This window comes from Staphylococcus equorum (assembly GCF_001747895.1).
GTDB classification, from domain to species: domain Bacteria; phylum Bacillota; class Bacilli; order Staphylococcales; family Staphylococcaceae; genus Staphylococcus; species Staphylococcus equorum_A.
Window position 1 is genome coordinate 1 of record NZ_LNNB01000019.1, and the last position, 18863, is coordinate 18863.

At 32.0% G+C, this 18863-nt stretch carries 21 protein-coding genes; 15 read left to right on the forward strand and 6 right to left on the reverse strand.

The window, feature by feature from the left end; all coding sequences use genetic code 11:
- Nucleotides 1–138 precede the first annotated feature (138 nt).
- The gene (locus AST02_RS08635) at nt 139–651 is read right to left on the reverse strand and encodes a DUF4242 domain-containing protein (RefSeq protein WP_057513328.1); all 513 of its coding nucleotides are present in this window, start codon (nt 649–651) and stop codon (nt 139–141) included.
- A 261-nt stretch (nt 652–912) separates the two neighbouring features.
- On the opposite strand from AST02_RS08635, the gene AST02_RS08640 reads away from it, so the two are divergent.
- The 5 genes from AST02_RS08640 to pcp all read left to right on the forward strand — a co-directional run bounded on the left by AST02_RS08640 (nt 913) and on the right by pcp (nt 5641).
- Entirely contained in the window at nt 913–2526 is a 1614-nt protein-coding gene (locus AST02_RS08640) for a M20/M25/M40 family metallo-hydrolase (protein ID WP_069817421.1), read from the forward strand.
- A gap of 133 nt (nt 2527–2659) precedes the next feature.
- The gene (locus tag AST02_RS08645) at nt 2660–3100 is read left to right on the forward strand and encodes a DUF805 domain-containing protein (RefSeq protein ID WP_069817423.1); all 441 of its coding nucleotides are present in this window, start codon (nt 2660–2662) and stop codon (nt 3098–3100) included.
- Between the two features lie 224 nt (nt 3101–3324).
- On the forward strand, nt 3325–4029 hold the full coding sequence (locus AST02_RS08650) for a DUF969 domain-containing protein (RefSeq protein WP_069817425.1): 705 nt from the start codon (nt 3325–3327) through the stop codon (nt 4027–4029).
- Nucleotides 4022–4948 (forward strand): DUF979 domain-containing protein, encoded by a 927-nt coding sequence (locus tag AST02_RS08655; RefSeq protein WP_069817427.1) that lies wholly within the window; start codon nt 4022–4024, stop codon nt 4946–4948. Before AST02_RS08650 ends, AST02_RS08655 begins: the two co-directional genes overlap by 8 nt.
- A gap of 51 nt (nt 4949–4999) precedes the next feature.
- Complete coding sequence (pcp, locus tag AST02_RS08660; protein ID WP_069817429.1) at nt 5000–5641, forward strand: pyroglutamyl-peptidase I; 642 nt, start codon at nt 5000–5002, stop codon at nt 5639–5641.
- Nucleotides 5642–5913: 272 nt separating this feature from the next.
- Here the strand turns inward: pcp and AST02_RS08665 are convergent, their stop codons facing one another.
- Nucleotides 5914–6414: a GNAT family N-acetyltransferase gene (locus AST02_RS08665; RefSeq protein WP_069817431.1), complete on the reverse strand. Its 501-nt coding sequence runs from the start codon at nt 6412–6414 to the stop codon at nt 5914–5916.
- A 234-nt stretch (nt 6415–6648) separates the two neighbouring features.
- Between AST02_RS08665 and AST02_RS08670 the strand changes: the two genes are divergently transcribed.
- Complete coding sequence (locus AST02_RS08670) at nt 6649–7461, forward strand: metallophosphoesterase (RefSeq protein ID WP_069817433.1); 813 nt, start codon at nt 6649–6651, stop codon at nt 7459–7461.
- A 70-nt stretch (nt 7462–7531) separates the two neighbouring features.
- Here AST02_RS08670 and AST02_RS08675 read toward each other — a convergent pair whose 3' ends face one another.
- Entirely contained in the window at nt 7532–8146 is a 615-nt protein-coding gene (locus AST02_RS08675; protein WP_069817435.1) for a C39 family peptidase, read from the reverse strand.
- Nucleotides 8147–8314: 168 nt separating this feature from the next.
- Between AST02_RS08675 and AST02_RS08680 the strand changes: the two genes are divergently transcribed.
- Nucleotides 8315–8779, forward strand: coding sequence for a GyrI-like domain-containing protein (locus tag AST02_RS08680; protein ID WP_069817437.1), 465 nt, complete (start codon nt 8315–8317; stop codon nt 8777–8779).
- Nucleotides 8780–8873: 94 nt separating this feature from the next.
- Here AST02_RS08680 and AST02_RS08685 read toward each other — a convergent pair whose 3' ends face one another.
- Nucleotides 8874–10082 (reverse strand): multidrug effflux MFS transporter, encoded by a 1209-nt coding sequence (locus AST02_RS08685; protein WP_069817439.1) that lies wholly within the window; start codon nt 10080–10082, stop codon nt 8874–8876.
- A 170-nt stretch (nt 10083–10252) separates the two neighbouring features.
- On the opposite strand from AST02_RS08685, the gene AST02_RS08690 reads away from it, so the two are divergent.
- Nucleotides 10253–10633: a GtrA family protein gene (locus AST02_RS08690; RefSeq protein WP_069817441.1), complete on the forward strand. Its 381-nt coding sequence runs from the start codon at nt 10253–10255 to the stop codon at nt 10631–10633.
- 194 nt (nt 10634–10827) lie between these two features.
- On the forward strand, nt 10828–11697 hold the full coding sequence (locus AST02_RS08695) for a cation diffusion facilitator family transporter (protein ID WP_069817443.1): 870 nt from the start codon (nt 10828–10830) through the stop codon (nt 11695–11697).
- Between the two features lie 274 nt (nt 11698–11971).
- On the opposite strand, the gene AST02_RS08700 is transcribed toward AST02_RS08695, so the two are convergent.
- Complete coding sequence (locus AST02_RS08700; RefSeq protein WP_069817445.1) at nt 11972–12349, reverse strand: hypothetical protein; 378 nt, start codon at nt 12347–12349, stop codon at nt 11972–11974.
- Between the two features lie 373 nt (nt 12350–12722).
- Between AST02_RS08700 and AST02_RS08705 the strand changes: the two genes are divergently transcribed.
- Entirely contained in the window at nt 12723–13409 is a 687-nt protein-coding gene (locus AST02_RS08705) for a 2,3-diphosphoglycerate-dependent phosphoglycerate mutase (protein ID WP_069817446.1), read from the forward strand.
- Nucleotides 13410–13631: 222 nt separating this feature from the next.
- Here AST02_RS08705 and AST02_RS14235 read toward each other — a convergent pair whose 3' ends face one another.
- Nucleotides 13632–13736 carry a putative metal homeostasis protein gene (locus AST02_RS14235; protein ID WP_002511503.1) on the reverse strand — a complete coding sequence of 35 codons (105 nt, stop codon included), beginning with the start codon at nt 13734–13736 and terminating at the stop codon, nt 13632–13634.
- A gap of 210 nt (nt 13737–13946) precedes the next feature.
- On the opposite strand from AST02_RS14235, the gene AST02_RS08710 reads away from it, so the two are divergent.
- The 5 genes from AST02_RS08710 to adcA all read left to right on the forward strand — a co-directional run bounded on the left by AST02_RS08710 (nt 13947) and on the right by adcA (nt 18770).
- Nucleotides 13947–15392 carry an MDR family MFS transporter gene (locus AST02_RS08710; RefSeq protein ID WP_069817448.1) on the forward strand — a complete coding sequence of 482 codons (1446 nt, stop codon included), beginning with the start codon at nt 13947–13949 and terminating at the stop codon, nt 15390–15392.
- A 119-nt stretch (nt 15393–15511) separates the two neighbouring features.
- The gene (locus tag AST02_RS08715) at nt 15512–15844 is read left to right on the forward strand and encodes an ASCH domain-containing protein (protein ID WP_081325320.1); all 333 of its coding nucleotides are present in this window, start codon (nt 15512–15514) and stop codon (nt 15842–15844) included.
- 190 nt (nt 15845–16034) lie between these two features.
- Nucleotides 16035–16403, forward strand: coding sequence for a cystatin-like fold lipoprotein (locus AST02_RS08720; RefSeq protein WP_002511500.1), 369 nt, complete (start codon nt 16035–16037; stop codon nt 16401–16403).
- A gap of 43 nt (nt 16404–16446) precedes the next feature.
- Complete coding sequence (locus AST02_RS08725) at nt 16447–17055, forward strand: DsbA family protein (RefSeq protein ID WP_069817452.1); 609 nt, start codon at nt 16447–16449, stop codon at nt 17053–17055.
- A gap of 158 nt (nt 17056–17213) precedes the next feature.
- On the forward strand, nt 17214–18770 hold the full coding sequence (gene adcA / locus AST02_RS08730; RefSeq protein WP_069817454.1) for a zinc ABC transporter substrate-binding lipoprotein AdcA: 1557 nt from the start codon (nt 17214–17216) through the stop codon (nt 18768–18770).
- Nucleotides 18771–18863 lie beyond the last annotated feature (93 nt).

Below are 18863 nucleotides of genomic sequence, written 5' to 3' on the forward strand. Positions count from 1 at the left end.
AGCAAAATTAAGGATTACAATTGTTAAAGCAATTGCATAAGAACTACTAATCTCAATTTCATTGAGAAGCAAAATTAAGGATTACAATAGCTAAGCTATTGCATTAAGAAAAACTAATGACTTTAGTCATAAGTTTTTCTATATTTTCTCGATATCATCGATAGGTGTATCTACAGCTTTACGTGCACGGCGAACAGCATCTTCATCTGGTGCATCGTATAAACAGATACATTTTGACATATCTTCACATACGTAAGTACGTTGGAATTGTACTTCAGGTACTTCTTCATAATGTACTGAGTTTTTCTTTTTACGTGCTAAATATTGATCCATAGAAACGCCTTCTGGAATATTCCAAGTTACTAGGTAATCTACATGAGCATCACCTTTTTTAACGTCTTCTAATTCTTTACCAACTAAACGTACTTCTTTAACAAGGTTGATATTAATTGAAGCATCTTCTAAAAATTGTTTCGCTTCAGTATCATCATTAGCTTCAACGATAAAGTATCCGTGTGTAAGGTCTTCTGTCGCCTGTACTTCGATAAGTGTTGGCACTTCGCCCGTTGTTAAATCAGCTGCTTTCTTTTCTAATTCGCTTTTATTTGATGCAAATGCTAAATCATTTGCTTCTAGTAAATATAATGTCATAAATATTAACCTCCAAGATTGATAATAAGTGAATAATACAACAATCCCTATCAGATTACAAGGATATAATAAGATGTAATTTTAATTTTCAGAAAACTGTTAATTAATTTATAGAATATTAGAGTTAAGAAGTATCACTAACTGCGTAGCGATTGAGAAAAAGTTAAAGTGTTAAAATATTGATTTTCTAATTAAATATATTGCTATTGAATTTCAATACATATTATACTTGAGGAAACGCTTACAAACGGAGGGGATAAAGTGACAAAATTGCTATGGCAATCATACGAAAATCGATTAAATTTATTGAAGAGATTAGTGAATCATCAAACGGTGACGAATTCTGAAGGTGAGCTAACATTTCCAAACTTCGTCAAGCAGCAATTGTTACAACTTACATATTTTCAAGAACATAAAAAACATATTCAAATGACACAAACTGAAGATGATAAGGAAGCTGTCGTTGCATTTTATCAAGCGGACACATCAGCAAAAACAATTGTGTTAATAAGTCATTATGACACTGTAGGTGTAGAGGATTATGGAAATTTTCAGTCCAACGCGTTTAATCCAGATGAATTAAAGTCATTATTTTCTCAAAACCATCATTATTTAAATGCAGAAGCAATTGAAGACTTAAAGAATGACTCCTATTTATTTGGGCGAGGAACAATGGATATGAAAGCAGGGCTAATGTTGCATCTTTCATTAATTGAATTAGCCAGTGTTGAAGCATGGGACATTAATTTAATTTTAGTTACAGTACCAGATGAAGAGGTCAATTCTTCAGGGATGCGTAAAGCAGTAGAAGCAATTGCTCAGTTAAAGCAACAATATCAATTGGATATACAACTTCATTTAAACAGTGAACCTACTTTTCAACAAGCTGGTGCGGATGAAAAGCATTATATATATTCAGGGTCAATTGGAAAAATTATGCCTGGCGTATTATGTTATGGCAAAGAAACGCATGTAGGTAACCCATTAGATGGTCTGAGTTCTAACTTCATGATGAGTTATATTACTCAAGCGATTGAATACAACAATGTATTTAAAGAAGTTTTTGAAAATGAAGCAACGCCAGTTCCAGTATCACTGCATACAAGAGATAATAAATTGGCATACGATGTCCAAACACCATTCAGAACAATAGGATTATTTAATGTTTTTCTTTTTAAAAATAAGCCTGATGATGTGTTTAGACAATTTATCGATTCAGTGGTACACGCTACAGAACGCTGTGAAAGTGATTGGCTCTCCATATTAGAAGAGCAAGAGAGACAATTTGATACAAAAATTAATGTGCTAACATATGATCAATTAAAGCAATATGCCATTAAACAACATGGAGTCGCGTATATAACTAAGCAAATTGATAAGGCAATTCAAGAAACAGCTGAGTTACATTTACAAAGCGTCAATGTCGTTGATACATTAATGCAAACCTGTAAAGATATTGCACCAGCAGTAGTGACATTTTTTGCAACACCATATTATCCTGCAGTTAATTCGTCTTACGATAAGCGTGTTGAATCAACGGTCGAATTAGTGCATCGAACGTTGCGCGATCAATTTCAACGTCAAAGTGAACGTATTCACTATTTTAATGGTATTAGTGATAGTAGTTATTTGAACTTTGATGGAGATATGGAACAAATTGTTGCTTATGAAAAAAATACGCCTAATTTTAATAAAACATATCAACTACCATTTGAAGCAATAAAAACTATTAGCGCGCCGATATTATTATGTGGACCCATAGGTAAAGACGCGCATAAAGTCAGTGAACGTTTGCATAAAAAGAGTGCATTTGAAGAATTACCTGTTGTTTTAGAACAAATTATTAATTCTTATATTGAGTCAGCAAAAGAATAAGAATAACTTGTAATATTTTCTTAAATAAATTTTTATATTCTATGGCTTGTTAGTGTATAGGTTAGTGCGATATATTAGTGAATATATTCATTGCACAGGTATTTCCATAAGAAGAAAATGGAGTGGTAACAATATGATAGAGGCGTATAAAAGTTTTTGGAAGAGGTATGCTGACTTTAAAGGGAAATCAGATAGACTAGAGTTCTGGACACCAGTATTGGTTCATATCATTGGCATCTTTATCGTAGCGTTAATCGGCGCAATTAGCTTTTTAGCGGGCGTTTTTATTGTCGCAGCAATTTTATCTGCACTTATTGGTATATTTGCTTTAGCAATCATGGTACCTATGGTTTCAGTAACATTAAGAAGATTTTATGATGCAGGTAGAAAAAGGATTACTGCACTCATTTTAATTATTTTATCGATAGTCGTTAATATCTTATTTGATATTATACAAATCAATAGCGTTGCAATGATCTTAAATGTTGTATCAATAATTTGTACGATTATATTGATTGTTGAGACACTATTGCCTTCACGTGACGTTTCTGAGTCAGAATTGAAATGGCTATAAAATTGGTTTTTGATAGTCAATATTAAAGTGAATAACATTTATTTATGAAGTAAAACTTTTTTTAGTTAGCCTTGTAGGAGTGGAAATAAGAAATCACAATTTGATTTCTTGTTCCACTCTTTTTTTGTAGATTTTAGTAAAAGTGAGTTATCAATATAATTTTTCTGAAAATTCATTGTATTTAGGAATAATAAATTTATACTATAGTAAAAAGGAGGGATTTTATGGAATGGTTAAAATTAATTGGTATTTTAATTATCATATTAGGATTTGTCTTTAAAATCGACACGATTGCAGTAATTTTAATTGCCGCAGTGGTTACTGGAATTGTATCAGGATTAGATTTATATGCAATTCTAGATACATTAGGGAAGGCATTTGTTGATAATAGGCTGGTGACGTTGTTCATTTTAACTTTACCGATGGTTGGATTAATTGAAAGATTTGGATTGAAAAAACAAGCATCTAATTTAATAGGAAAGGTAAAGCGTGTAACGAGTGGACGATTGCTGACAATTTATTTAGTGATTAGAGAACTAGCGGGTGTGGCGTCGATTCGTATAGGGGGACATCCACAATTTGTCAGACCACTTATTAATCCTATGGTACAAGGTGCATTAAAAACACGTTATAACTTAAAAGATGAAGAGGTCGATGCAACGGATATCGAGAAGATAAAAGCACAAGCGTCTGCAATGGAAAATTATGGTAATTTCTTTGGACAAAATTTATTTGTTGGTGCGGCAGGTGTGTTACTTATGGTTGGCACGTTTCAGTCATTAGACATTAAAGTAGATGCAGTAGATCTTGTGTTAGCATCATTACCAATTGCAATTATCGTTTTCATTATCGTATGGATTAATAATATAAGGTTTGATAAGTATTTAGATAAAAAGTATGGCACGAAGCAGGTGAATAAAAATGACTGAAAACACATTGAATAATATTTTAGAGCTCTTTTACATATTGATAGGTTTACAATTACTTTATACAGCGTATCGTGTATTAAAAGCTTCGTCACATCAGAAAAAGTATGGAACAGCACTATTTTGGATTTTGCTAGCAGCGACTTTTATCATAGGGCCTTATATACCAAATGTAATAAACGGTATATTTATTTTAGTAATGGGTGGATTAACATTATTTAAACAAGTAACAATCAAAAATATCATTGATGTCGATGAAGCAACAGGGGATAAAGGTGCAAAAAAATATGGTAATAAATTATTTGTTCCAGCTATTATACTAGCTGTGGCTGCCATTGCAGTATCAAATTGGACGCCCTTAGGTGGGGCAATTGGTTTAGGTATATCCTCTGTTTTAGGTTTAATAGCAGCTTACGTTGTAATTAAACCTAATGGCAAATATGTGCTCTATGATAGCGACAGATTAACACAACAGATTGGCACTGTAGGTATATTACCTCAGTTTTTAGCAGCTTTAGGTGTGCTATTTACTGTGAGTGGTGTTGGAGATGTTATTTCTAAAGGGATATCTTCATTCTTACCAGAAGGCAATCATTTATTAGGAGCTACAGCATATATATTAGGCATGGTATTATTTACGATGCTAATGGGCAACGCTTTTGCAGCATTTACTGTTATCACAGCAAGTATTGGTATTCCATTTGTTATAGCGCAAGGTGGAGATCCTGTTATAGCTGGTGCTTTAGCAATGACAGGTGGATTTTGTGGAACGTTGTTAACACCTATGGCAGCAAACTTTAATACATTGCCAGTAGCATTATTAGAAATGAAAGATGAATTTGGTGTTATTAAAGCACAAGCACCTATCGCGTTTATATTAATTTTTGTACACATTGGTTTAATGTATTTTTGGGCTTTTTAAATCATGATTACTGTAGAGTTAATCAATTAAAATAAAGGAGGCTATTAGACGATGAATATATTAGTAACGGGATTTGATCCTTTTGGTGGAGAAACAATTAATCCTGCTCTAGAAGCTGTCAAACTATTGCCAGATGAAATTGAAGGTCATAAGATAGATAAATTAGAAATACCTACTGTTTTTCATAAAAGTAAAGAGGTCGTTGTAGAACAATTAAAACAGAAGGACTATGATATTGTTTTAGCTATTGGACAGGCAGGGGGTAGGTTTGAATTAACTCCAGAACGCGTTGGAATTAATATAGATGATGCGCGTATTCCAGATAATGAAGGGAATCAACCAATTGATGAAGCGATTCAAACAACTGGAGCATCTGCTTATTTTTCTAATTTACCGGTTAAACGTATGACAGAAGCAATAAAATCCCAAGGGGTACCTGCACGCTTATCAAATACTGCTGGCACATTTGTATGTAATCATATTTTATATCAACTTGGTTATTTACAGGCAACGCAGTTTCCAAATATTAAATTTGGTTTTATCCATGTACCATTTATACCTGAACAAGTTACAGATAAGGTAGAAAAGCCATCAATGTCTATTGAGACAATTTTTAAAGGTTTGAAAACCGCGCTTGAAGCGGTCGTTGAATCAGACAAAGATATCAAAGTGGCATTAGGAGAAACACATTAAAAGATGTACACTATAAAAAATAAGGGAGTGGGACAGAAATCTAATTTTTCTAATAAAATTTCGTCGTATGAACCCAGCCCGGCACAGCTACTGTAAAATGGAATACAAGCGCTTCAGCGCTTGCATAAGAACTACTTGTCTTCATAAATGAAGTAGTAGTTCTTTAAAAGCTTGATATAAGCGCATTTTCAATTCTAGTCAGCCACTGCCAATATAAAAATAAGAGGCTAAGACATGTGATATGTCCCAGCCTCTTATTTTTTATGTTGGTATTAATGATCGTGTTCAGTTCTTGTGAAATTCATTCTTATTTCGTTATACGTTTTTCCAAAATAGGTAGGTTTTTTTTCAGGTGTTCGTTTGAAACCGATCTGTTCATAGAAATGGATGGCATTGTCATTTTCTTCTACGACCCATAGCATTACATTATCTGGATAAGATAATTCTAATGCACGTTGTGTTAATGCAAAGCCAATCATATGACGTTGATATTCTTCTAATAAATATAATGCGAAGATTTCGCTCCAATCATCTGAATACGTAGATGTTTGTGTTTTGCCATAGGAAATAAAACCTACAATTTCATTATTTACAATAGCAACTAATGTGGGTACATCATGCAAGGAGGACTGCTTGATAAATTGTTCTTTATCAAGATTTTCTAAGTAATCATTCTTAGCTATGTCATTGTATGTTTCTAGCCAGCTTTCATAATGGACCATCGCTTTACCGTGCTTATCTTTTTCGGACAAGGCTCTAATTGTAAACTCCATAGAATGTCCTCCTTTATATACTAAATTGATATTATTATAGCATCATTTATTTTTAAAAAGAAATGTTTACACTTTTAATAGTAATGTAAAATAAATATATTACGGGATGGTGTTGTATTATCGGTTAATATTCATTTTATTAGTTAGCACAACTCAAAAATGTGCGGATTACTTAATGAACTATAAGAGATATGTAATAATGATAGTGTTATGAAATAGAGGAATGTGATAAAGATGAAAATAGGTATGATTTCAGATTTGCATGTAGATAGACATAAGACACTGACACCCGAAGACTATCAACAAGTATTAATTAAAGTGATAAATCAGCGTGACATAGAATTGTTGCTTATTGCAGGGGACATCTCTAATAATTATAACTTAACGCAACAATTTATTGAGCACATTGAAAGTACGACGCAAATAAAAGTGTTATTTATTCCGGGAAACCATGATTTTTGGGCAACAGATACAGGTGCTACATCATCCGAGATTTTAGATTTTTATATGTCGATGGAGACGTGCTTAATTGGTAAACCTTATGACATCAATGATGAGTGGGCCATTGTCGGTAACACAGGTTGGTATGATTATACGTACGCGGATCCTAAATTTTCAATAGAGCGAATTGCTCGTAGAAAATATTACGGTGCAACATGGCAAGATAAAGTGAAAATTGATTGGCCTATGGAAGATAGAAAATTATCTCGCATTGCAGCCAAACAAACGGCAAAGGATATTGAAAAAGTTAAACACAAAAAAGTGATACTTATGACACATATCGTAACGCACCCGAAATTTGCAGTTCCAATGCCACATCGTATATTTGATTATTTTAATGCGTTTATAGGAACATCAGATTTTGATACTTTATACCAACAATATGATATTCGCTATAGCATCATGGGGCATGTCCATTTTAGAAATGCATTTGAAGAACACGGTGTCACATACATTTGTCCATGTTTAGGTTATCAAAGAGAATGGCGTTCACCTGATATAGAACAAGAAATCAATCATGCATTATATAGTATTTCAATTTTTTAGTAACCTTGTAGGGGCGAGAACATGAAATTAAATTAGATTTCTACCTCGCCCCATTTTTATTTCTACAACATTATGATGGGTGAATATAAAAACTCATGCGGCCAGGTGCATTATAACTTTGTTCTAATTTAGCTTTTTTAATTTTAATAATTTGAAATTTATTCGGTATGATTGCAGGAACAAGTATTATTTTACCTAAATGTGACCATAGTGGATCAATATAATAATAATGATGTTCGTCATAACCAATGAGTACAGTTACATGAATGTTGGACACTAACTGAGTTGGATGGTTATCTAATTTAAATGTACGTTTCGCAGGACGCTGTCCTAGCACAGTGTGATAAATCACCACTGGTTGGCCTTGATCGATTATGCTACATAGCGCATTTAAAGATTGCCCAGTACTGTCATTGATATGTGCATCGTATTGTTTTAAATACGGAACTAAAGCAGTCGGGAATATTGTTTGATGATGACCCCATTTAATCCATAGATAATTACCCACATAACCTTTATGAGGATTATTTGCATGTCTAGGCCAATGTTTCATAATTTGAGTAGCTGGAATAGCGTGTTCATTAAATTGTAGTATCATGGCAGCGGATACGCCTTCACATCCCATAATCATTGGAATAGGAAAAAGCTGACTAATTGGTTTTACAGATAAAATTTTTCGACTCATGCTATGGCTCCTTACTTAATTTGTAAAAAGGGACTTGTTTTGAAATTTATTTTATTATATAACCATTATTTGAAGATGCATATTAAGATGCCTGAATATCTATATAATAGTTCACGATAGAAATTGCATATGCATTTTGGTTATAATAACAAAAAGGGGTGGATGTGTATGGAATACAGATTAGAGACGCTATCACGGACTTCAGTTTTAGGTGTCAAAAAGGAGTATACGACTGGTCAAAAAGCGCAAGAAGATATATTTAATTTCTGGATGGATTTTGATGATAAAGGGAAGAAACAGGAATTAATGCCACTAGGTAATAATCAATTGCAAGGGCTATTGGCTGTTTATAAACCTCATGCTAATGGTGAAGTCCATTGCCTCATTGGTGTTACGAATGATACGGATGAAGCGCAATGGCAGCGAACAGAATTATCTGAGGGGAGATACATTGTCTTTGATGCTAAAGGGCCAGTACCTGAGTCTATTAAAAAGGGTATGGAAAAGATAAATAGACATATTTTACCTACATTAGATTACGAATTTCGCGATGCGCCATTTTTTGAGTTGTATAAAGAAGGACCCATAAGATCAGAAGAATATATTACAGAAATATGGCTTCCTATCGTTTAGATAAATCATAGTAACACAAAATTAAAGGGAGCCTCCAAAAAATTTGGAAGCTCCCTTTAATAATAGGACTGGTGTCCCACCTGTTTTATATAGACTATTTGTTCAATACACTTCTTCTGGTAGTGAATTTTAAGCCAAGTTCTAATGAAATAATTAGCACCGTGGTAATAACTAAAATCGTTAAATATGGCATGACACTATATCCACCTTGTAAACCAACTAATGGTGATATCACACCACCTAGAATAAATTGGAAAAGACCGAGTAAACTAGAGGCGTTGCCACTACCGCCTGTACGAGATTCCATCGCTAATGTAAAGCTTAGTGGTCCAATACCTGTTACTGGACAAACATTTAAGAAGAATGCGATGACTAAAACCCAGGTCGGTAAGTGTAATATGAGTGTGATACAAATTAATACGACGCCTGCAATTTGTATCATTGTTAGTGCAATCAGTAATACATAACGATTTATATAGCTAACTAAAATAGCAGTGAGCTGACTCATGATAATTAACCCAATACCATTAATTGCAAAGAGCACACTAAATTGTTGGGGTGTCATATCATAAATTTTTTGTGTAATAAAAGGGGCTGCAGATGAAAAACTGAATAACATCACATATGTCAGTCCTTGCAGCAACATAGGAATAACAAAAGCTGGTTTTTTCAACAAATAACCAAAGTCTTTAAAAATGGTGCCGAAGTTAAGTTTTGAAAGATCAGCTGTTCTTGTTTCTTCCATTTTGAAAAGGGCGAAAAAGAATATGATCATACTAACAATTGTTAAAATAAAGAAAATAGCTTGCCAGTTTGAGACACTTAAGGCATAACCACCGATCAGTGGAGCGATAATAGTAATAATCCCATTCACGACAAGAAGTGAAGCTAGACCTTTGGCTAAGGCTTTTCCTTTATGTAAATCCCCTATAGAGGCCTTAGCTATGACGATGGCTCCGCCACCAGTCAAACCTTGTATCAAACGAATTGTTAATAAGGTAGACATAGCGTTTGCGAATACTGCAATAAATGAAGCAATTGCATATAATATGATAATGATTAACGCAATCTTTTTACGTCCATATGCATCTGACAAAGGTCCAAAGATAAATTGTCCTATTGCAAGTCCTATCATAGCGAAAGACAGTGTAAGTTGCGCTTGAGAAGCGGTTGTATTAAAATCACTTTGTACACTTGGTAATGATGGAACGTACATATCTATTGTTAAAGGACCAAAAGTAGTCATAATACCCAACACAATAATAACAATTAGCGGTAGTTGGCGATTTGAAGTTTTGTCCATGTTAAGTGCTCCTTTAAATTTCTCTCTAATGCATTATTACATACAAGTTTAATTATTCTGTAACTAAGTAATTATCCCATATGAATTTAGAAATGCAATGATAATTTACATACTAAAAAACAAACAGAACGTGCGAAATAATTATAAATATGAATCAAAGGAGTAAGTTCATGAATTTAAATAAAACCCACTATGAAATTATAAAGTTCATCATTGTTGGTGGCATGAATACATTAAATTACTACATCGTCTACCTTATCTTATTAAAATTAATAGATTTAAATTACTTAGTCAGTCATGTAAGTGGGTTTATGGTTAGTTTTATAATTTCATATTATTTAAACTGCCATTTTGTATATAAAGTAAAACCCACATGGCGTAAATTTATTCAATTTCCATTAACACAGGTTGTGAATATGGGCATGCAGACATTGCTATTGTATATATTCGTACAGTGGCTTCATATTTCTTCAGTAATAGCACCGTTTGCAGGGTTAATTATAACGATACCTATTACTTTCGTTTTATCAAAATATATACTTAAAGACTGATTTTTTAAGGACTTAAAAATAAAGTTAGAACAGTCATAACTTTACTTTTTGTACAATTTAACAACTTTATTTAGGAAAGACTAAAAAAATAATTTTACTATTTATATTAAATAATTTTTGAATAAAAATTGTTGTAAATATGCTTGGGATAGGTCATAATAAATGTTCTATATTAATTAAGGTGGACATCAGACATGACACAAAATGAAAATTTGAAAACAGCGCAAAAAGGCGCTTATTTAAGTTTAATTGTATATATCGTTCTTTCAATTGCCAAATTTATTGTTGGCTCTATGTATGATTCAGCAGCAGTTAGAGCAGATAGTTTAAACAATATGACTGATATTGTAGTCTCGTTAGCGGTTATTATAGGACTGAAAATTTCTATTAAACCTGCAGATAAAAACCATCCTTATGGACACTTAAAATCAGAGAATATTTCAACGTTACTCGTTTCGTTTATTATAATGTTTGTAGGTATACAAGTTGTGATAGAAAGTGTTCCTGAGATTTTTTCTAAGGATCACCATGCACCTAATGTAATTACAATATATGTCAGTGTGATAAGTGGCATCATAATGCTGATAGTATTTTACATTAATCAAAAATTAGCTAAACGTACGAATAGTAGTTCGCTAAATTCAGCGGCAAAGGATAATTTGTCAGATGCGTTAGTTAGTATCGGAACCGCTGTAGGCTTAATTTTTACACAATTTGGTTTGCCAATCCTTGATACAGTACTCGCAACGATTTTAGGTTTACTTATTATATACACTGGTTTTAGAATATTTAAAGAATCAATCTTTACACTAAGTGATGGGTTTAATGAACAAGAATTAGAAGCTTACAAAAATTACGTTTTAGAAATAGAAGATGTGATTGATGTGCAAAATATTAAAGGTCGATACCATGGCAGTAGTATCTTTGTAGATGTAACTATTGTCGTTGAATCGGATTTATCTTTAGAAGATGCACACCATATCTGTGATAAAGTAGAACAACATATGCATGAAAAGGGTATTTCTTCAGTTTATGTACATCCCGAACCAGCATCTATACAATAATTGAAACTAAATCATATTTAAGCTGTTGACAGTTCTTTGTTCCAATTTTTTCGTATATATAAATTTCATACAAGCTTGCTCAGGGTACAGCCTAATATAGTAGTCTTCGGCTTGTGGTATAGTTGCGATTAAAAAGTTAGTGAAAGTTGTAGTTGTTTGATAAATAAATGAGTTAATAACATAAAAAAGGGACCTGAAAGTAATTCCAGGTCCCTTTTTACGTTATTTTACAACAAGCTATTCTTACACGTAGTGCTTAAATAGCTAGCATTAATTACCACCAGCCATTAGCTAGACGGAAATCGATTGCTGCTTCTATTGAACCGTAACGGTCCTCAGCATAGTTAATCATACCTTTAGTTTGTTCTTCAACTGTGCCAGTGCCCCAAGCTTCTTTAGTTTGTCCTAAACCTTTATAGCCCAATTCGTTTACTGCTTCAGGGTCTCCACTTGATTCAGGCATTACAATATTATCCCATAGTGCTTTAGTACCGCCTGCTTCTATAAATTCACTGTATACATCATTGTTAGCTTGAGTAGTTTGTTGTGTTGACGTCTCAGCTGCGTCTGCTGTTGATACGCTTGAACTCACTCCTAAACCAGTTGCTGCAATAGTAATCGATGCGAAAGATGCTAATAATAATTTTTTCATTTTTTAAAATCCTCCTAATTGATTTACCTGTATACAATGTTAAATATCACAGGTTATGTTTTTACATTTAAATACTTAAAAATTTATAATAGTTATATACTGTTTTCTTAATTCAACGTTTATAACTGTAACATCAAAAAATGGTGAGTAGGTTACAGAAAAATAAAAAGAAAGTATCTTTTATGAATAAATGAATACAATCATTTCAAAATAAAGTGTAAATTGTTATAATTTTAATATAGAAATGCGATAGTTAGTGCAGGAATAGGTGAATGGCCAGCTTTGCAACTATAAACAATCAGTATTATTGCTGTAACATTCCTGTAAATATCGTATAAAATCATATTTTACTTAATGGAAAGAAGGAAATATTATGCCAAAATTAATTTTATGTAGACATGGGCAAAGCTTGTGGAATGCTGAAAACTTATTTACAGGATGGGCAGATGTAGACTTATCTGAACAGGGGAAAAATGAAGCAATCACCTCGGGTAAAAAAATAAAAGATAAAGGTTTAGAAATTGATATTGTTTATACGTCTCTGTTAAAAAGAGCTATTAAAACAACATATCATTTGTTAAATGAATCTGATCAGTTATTTATACCAATTATAAAATCTTGGAGATTAAATGAACGTCATTATGGCGGATTGCAAGGTTTAAATAAAAATGATGCCCGAGAAGAATTTGGTGAAGACCAGGTTCATATTTGGAGACGATCATATGATACGCCACCACCAAAACAAAATGAAGAACAACGAAATAGTTACTTAAATGATAGAAAATATGAACTTATAGATAGAAGAGTTATGCCAGAATCTGAAAGTTTAAAAGATACCTTGGTCAGAGTTATACCATATTGGAATGATCAAATTTCTCAACAGTTATTAGATGGTAAAACAGTGTTAGTTTCTGCTCATGGTAATTCATTACGCGCACTAATTAAGTATTTAGAGGATGTATCTGACGAAGCTATTGTTAATTATGAAATAAAAACAGGCGCACCTCTTATTTATGAATTAACAGATGATTTAAAAGTGACGGATAAATATTATTTATAATGAAAGATAAGTAATAAACTGGATAAAATATATAACAGCCCTGAGTTTTATGAATTCAGGGCTGTTATATATTGTCGAGTGTTTAAATATTCTTGTCGTTTAGTCATATGGTATTTAAAATATGTAGATAATCTGCATATTTTAATAGAAATTGACAAACCTCATTCTGGAGGGAATTAAGCTGTCATTATAATTTTGAATTATAGTATTTAAGTAGATATATTATTTATTGCGCTTATGTTGCTGAATGATCTTACGCGCACGTTTTCGTGTTTTTATGTTGGGGCTATTTAGGTTACGACGTGCTGTTTGTACATCTAATTTCATAAAATATGACCTCCTTTATCTATGTGTATTATGAAGTATCATAAGCACTTTGTAAATAGTAATTGTTACGATTTGTAAAGTGTTTCCATCATAAAAAAATAATTATGATGATTTGACCTCTTTTTAATGCTATGTTACTGAGATATATGTATAATGCTTAAATGTAGCTATTTTAAGGTAGATAAATTAAAGAGAATACAGGAGACAAATATGAATCAAAAAACCAAAATATTAATGATATTAATGATGTTGCTTGGCGGTTTCTTCGGACTTTTAAATGAAACATTATTAACAACAGCATTACCAAGTATAATGAAAGATTTTCAAATAGATTACACACAAGTGCAATGGCTCACAACAGCCTTTCTATTGACTAATGGGGTAGTTGTCCCATTATCAGCAATGGTGATTCAACGATTTTCAACTAGGAAAGTATTTTTAACAGCAATATTTATATTCTTTATAGGTACAATTATTGCAGGATTTAGCCCTAACTTTTCAATTCTTTTAGGTGGAAGAATTGTTCAAGCATTAGGATCTGGAATTATGTTACCACTTATGATGACTACAATATTAGACATCTTTGAACCTCATGAACGTGGTAAGTATATGGGGACATTTGGTTTAGTTATTGGTTTAGCACCAGCCATAGGGCCAACGTTATCGGGTGTACTTGTTGAATACTTCGATTGGCGTTCACTTTTCTTTGTTGTTGCACCAATCGCAGCATTAACATTCATCGGGGCACTTAAGTTTGTGAAAAACGTGGGCACGAATAAAAAAGTGCCAGTTGACGTATTCTCCATCATATTATCCATACTAGGATTTGGTGGTTTACTCTATGGTACAAGTTCGATTTCACGTGATGGTTGGAGTGACCCAGTAGTTTTAACAACTGTAATAGGCGGATTGATCTTAGTAATAACTTTCATTGTTCGCCAAACAAAATTAAAAACGCCATTACTAGACTTTTCAGTATTCAAAAACAGTCAATTTGCTATAGGTATTATAATTATGGCATTTACAATGATATCAATGATTGGATCTGAAACAATATTACCAATGTTCGTTCAAAATATAATGAAAGACTCAGCACTTCAATCTGGGCTTATATTATTACCTGGCGCTATTGTAATGGGGATAATGTCAGTAGCTTCAGGATTTTTATATGAGAAGTATGGTGCTAAAATATTAGCATTAATTGGTATGTCCATTGTGGTAGTAACGACTTCTTACTTTGTAATCATGGATGAACATACTTCATCAGCAATTCTTGCAACGGTATATGCAATTCGTATGATAGGTATTGCACTAGGATTGATGCCATTAATGACACATACAATGAATCAATTATCACATGAGATGAATGCACATGGTTCATCAATGACGAATACAGTACAACAAATTTCAGCTTCTATTGGTACAGCTGGTTTAATTACTGTGATGACTCAAGTTTCTAAAAACTTCACACCTGATATGAGTAATTATAAGGGTATTGGAAAACAAGAGATGGCAGCTCAAATACAACATGAAGCTTTATTAAGTGGCTATCATGGAGCATTTTGGTTTGCTGTTATTATTTCTATTATCAGTTTACTCAGTGTGTTTATGCTGAAAAGTCAGCGTAAAATACGCGCAGAACAAAAAGAATTATAATAGATTAATCATACGAAGCACTATAGACAACACTGTAATTAGATTTGTAATTGTGATATTTTTAAACATAAATAACCTCATAAATACAAGAATGGAGTGTATGTATCATAGAACATTCGATGAAATTAAATAATGAACCATTTCATTTAGTTAAAAATGGGACAAAAACAATTGAAGTAAGATTAAATGATGAAAAAAGGCAAGAAGTACAAAATGGAGATACCATTATTTTCACAAATCTCGAGACGGATGAACAAATCAACGTAGTCGTCACAGAAACAGTGGATTTCCCTTCATTTCAAGCGTTGATTAATCAATATACAAATCAAGAAATTGGTGCTAAAGAGGAAGAACAGCTTTCTCAAAAATTAGCAGCCATATATCAAATATATTCGCAAACTGACGAATTAAATTATGGTGCATTAGCAATTAAAATACGCTTAACAGATTAACAATAAATTCGGCCTGACATAAATTGTCGAGCCGAATTTTTATTCGTAAAAAAACAAAAATTTAAAAAGAATGAATTTAAAATCACTCTAGAACATTTAAGTTATTCATTGTATGATAATATTTATGGAAGAAGTATATTTTAAAGGTGGTTCATGAGTAGTTAAACTGGATTTAGGAGTGTGCCAAATAATGAAAAAATTATTGATCATGATCGCTATATCGACGATTATTGTAGCAGGCTGTAGTAGTGGAAAGTATGCTGATAAAATAGATAAAGCAGTAAATAAACAACAAACATATCAAGAAAACTTATCTGAAAAACAAAAAGGTGATCTTGAAGAAAAATTCGACAAAAAAAATGCGAATATATACGTTTATGAAAAAGGTAAATATGTCATGCTTGCTTATAAGCCTTTTAAAGAAGACGAAGAGGTACATTATTATACTTATAAATTTGAAGACGACAAAGCAAAACATTTAAAAGATTTTAATTCGAAAGCATATACACACAAACATGAACCTGACTATAAAGAAGAAAATATGGATATTAAAGAATAATTTTATTTACTGATATCTAAAATTGAGGTGTTTTGGAAAGCATATGAAAAAATTATGGCTATGTTTAGGTTTAATAGCTACTATGTTATTAATAACTGCTTGTTCGAGTGATGAGGATGCACATAAAGATGACAAGCAAAGTGCCAATGGGAAAATTAAAATTATAGAATACGGTGATTTTAAATGTTCTTATTGTAAAAAAGTAGAAAGTAATATTATGCCTAAACTAAAAAAAGATTATATAGACAAAGATAAAGTAGATTACCAATTTGTGAATATGGCTTTTCTTGGTGATGATTCAATTATTGGATCGAGAGCTGGGCATGCAGTACAGCAAATTGCACCGAAACAATATTTAGATTTTCAAAAATTAATGTTTGAACAGCAAGGCGATGCTGAAAAAGAATGGATAACTGAGTCACTGGTAGATAAACAAATTGATAAATTAAGTATCGACAATAACCAAAAAGAAAAAATTAAAAAAGATTATAAAACTGAAGATAGTAAATCATGGAAATCAGCTAAGAAAGATCAAAAACAAGCTGAAGACAAAAATATTGATACAGCGCCTACAGTTTATATTGGTGGAGAAAAAGTAGAAGATCCTTATGATTACGATAATTATAAAAAATTAATAGAAAAAAATAAGTAAGTAAATGGTCTAAAGTACAAAATTGTAATAACAATGTGCTTTAGGCTTTTCTTTTATCCAAAAATAAATCGTAATCATTATTATTTAGTGTTGCGTTTTATTCGGAGGGAGTTTATAATTTTAAATCGTAAGCGTTACTATTTGAAGGAGGATGTAGAATGAAAAAAACACTATACATAATATCTTTGGTCATTACATTTGCAATTGTCATAGCAGGATGTGGCAAAGCTGATACGAATGAAACAGGAAGTGAAGGTGACAAAGATAAAATAAAAATTAATACAACAGTTTTTCCATTAAAATCATTTGCTAAAGAAATTGGAGGAGAACATGTTTCAGTAGAATCAATTTATCCAGCAGGCACAGACTTACATAGCTATGAACCAACTCAAAAAGACATAATTAATGCGAGTAAATCAGATTTGTTTTTATACACAGGGGACAACCTAGACCCTGTTGCTAAAAAAGTGGCTTCAACGATAAAAGATGACGATAAAAAATTATCGCTAGAAGATAAATTAGACAAGTCCCAGTTACTTACAGATCAACATAGCCACGACGAAGAAGATACACATGAGCATGAACATGAGCACGAGGGACATCATCATGGAGGATATGATCCGCATGTTTGGTTAGATCCTAAATTTAATCAAACTTTCGCCAAAGAAATCAAAGATGAATTAATTAAAAAAGATCCAAAACACAAAAATGATTATGAAAAAAATTATAAAAAACTAAACAAAGAACTAAAAAAAATAGATGACAAAATGAAAGATGTTACGAAAGATAAACAAGGTAATGCTGTGTTTATTTCTCATGAATCAATAGGTTATTTATCTGAAAGATATGGTTTTGTACAAAAAGGTGTTCAAAACATGAATGCAGAAGATCCATCTCAAAAAGCTTTAACAGAAGTAGTTAATGAAATTAATGATTCAGGAGCAAAATATATTTTATATGAAGATAATGTCTCAAATAAAGTTACAGATACAATTCGTAAAGAAACAAAGGCTGAACCATTAAAATTTTATAATATGGAATCACTTAATAAAGAACAACAGCAGGATGAGGATTTAACCTATCAATCCCTTATGAATAAAAATATAGAAAATATTGATAAAGCTTTAAATAACGATATCAAAGTAAACGATGACAAACAGCAAGGCAAACATGAAAAAGCTATTTCAGAGGGTTACTTTAAAGATGATCAAGTTAAAGATAGACCATTAGCTGATTATAAAGGTGATTGGCAATCAGTTTATCCATATTTGAAAGATGGATCATTAGATGATGTGATGAAGCATAAAGCTGAAGAAGATGATGCAATGACAGCAAAAGAATATAAAGCATATTACGAAAAGGGTTATAAAACTGATATAGATAATATCAATATCACAAGCGACTCAATTACGTTTGAAAAGAACGGCAAAAAAGCGACAGGTAAATATAAGTATGATGGCAAAGATATTTTGAAATATGAAAAAGGCAACAGAGGCGTAAGATATACATTTAAATTAGTGGGTAATGAAGATAAAGCTTTACCTAAGTATGTCCAATTTAGTGACCATAATATTGCACCTAAGAAAGCACATCACTATCATATCTTTATAGGTAATGATAAAGAAAAAGTGATGAAAGAATTAGATAATTGGCCGACATATTATCCTAAAGCATTAAATAGTAAAGAAATTAAAGCAGAGATGTTAGCGCATTAACTATTCTAGTTACTGTAAATTAATTTACTTTTTAAATTTAAAATGAATAAAAAAGTGAATTAAGGGAATGAAATTAAAGGAGATGAAAAGTTC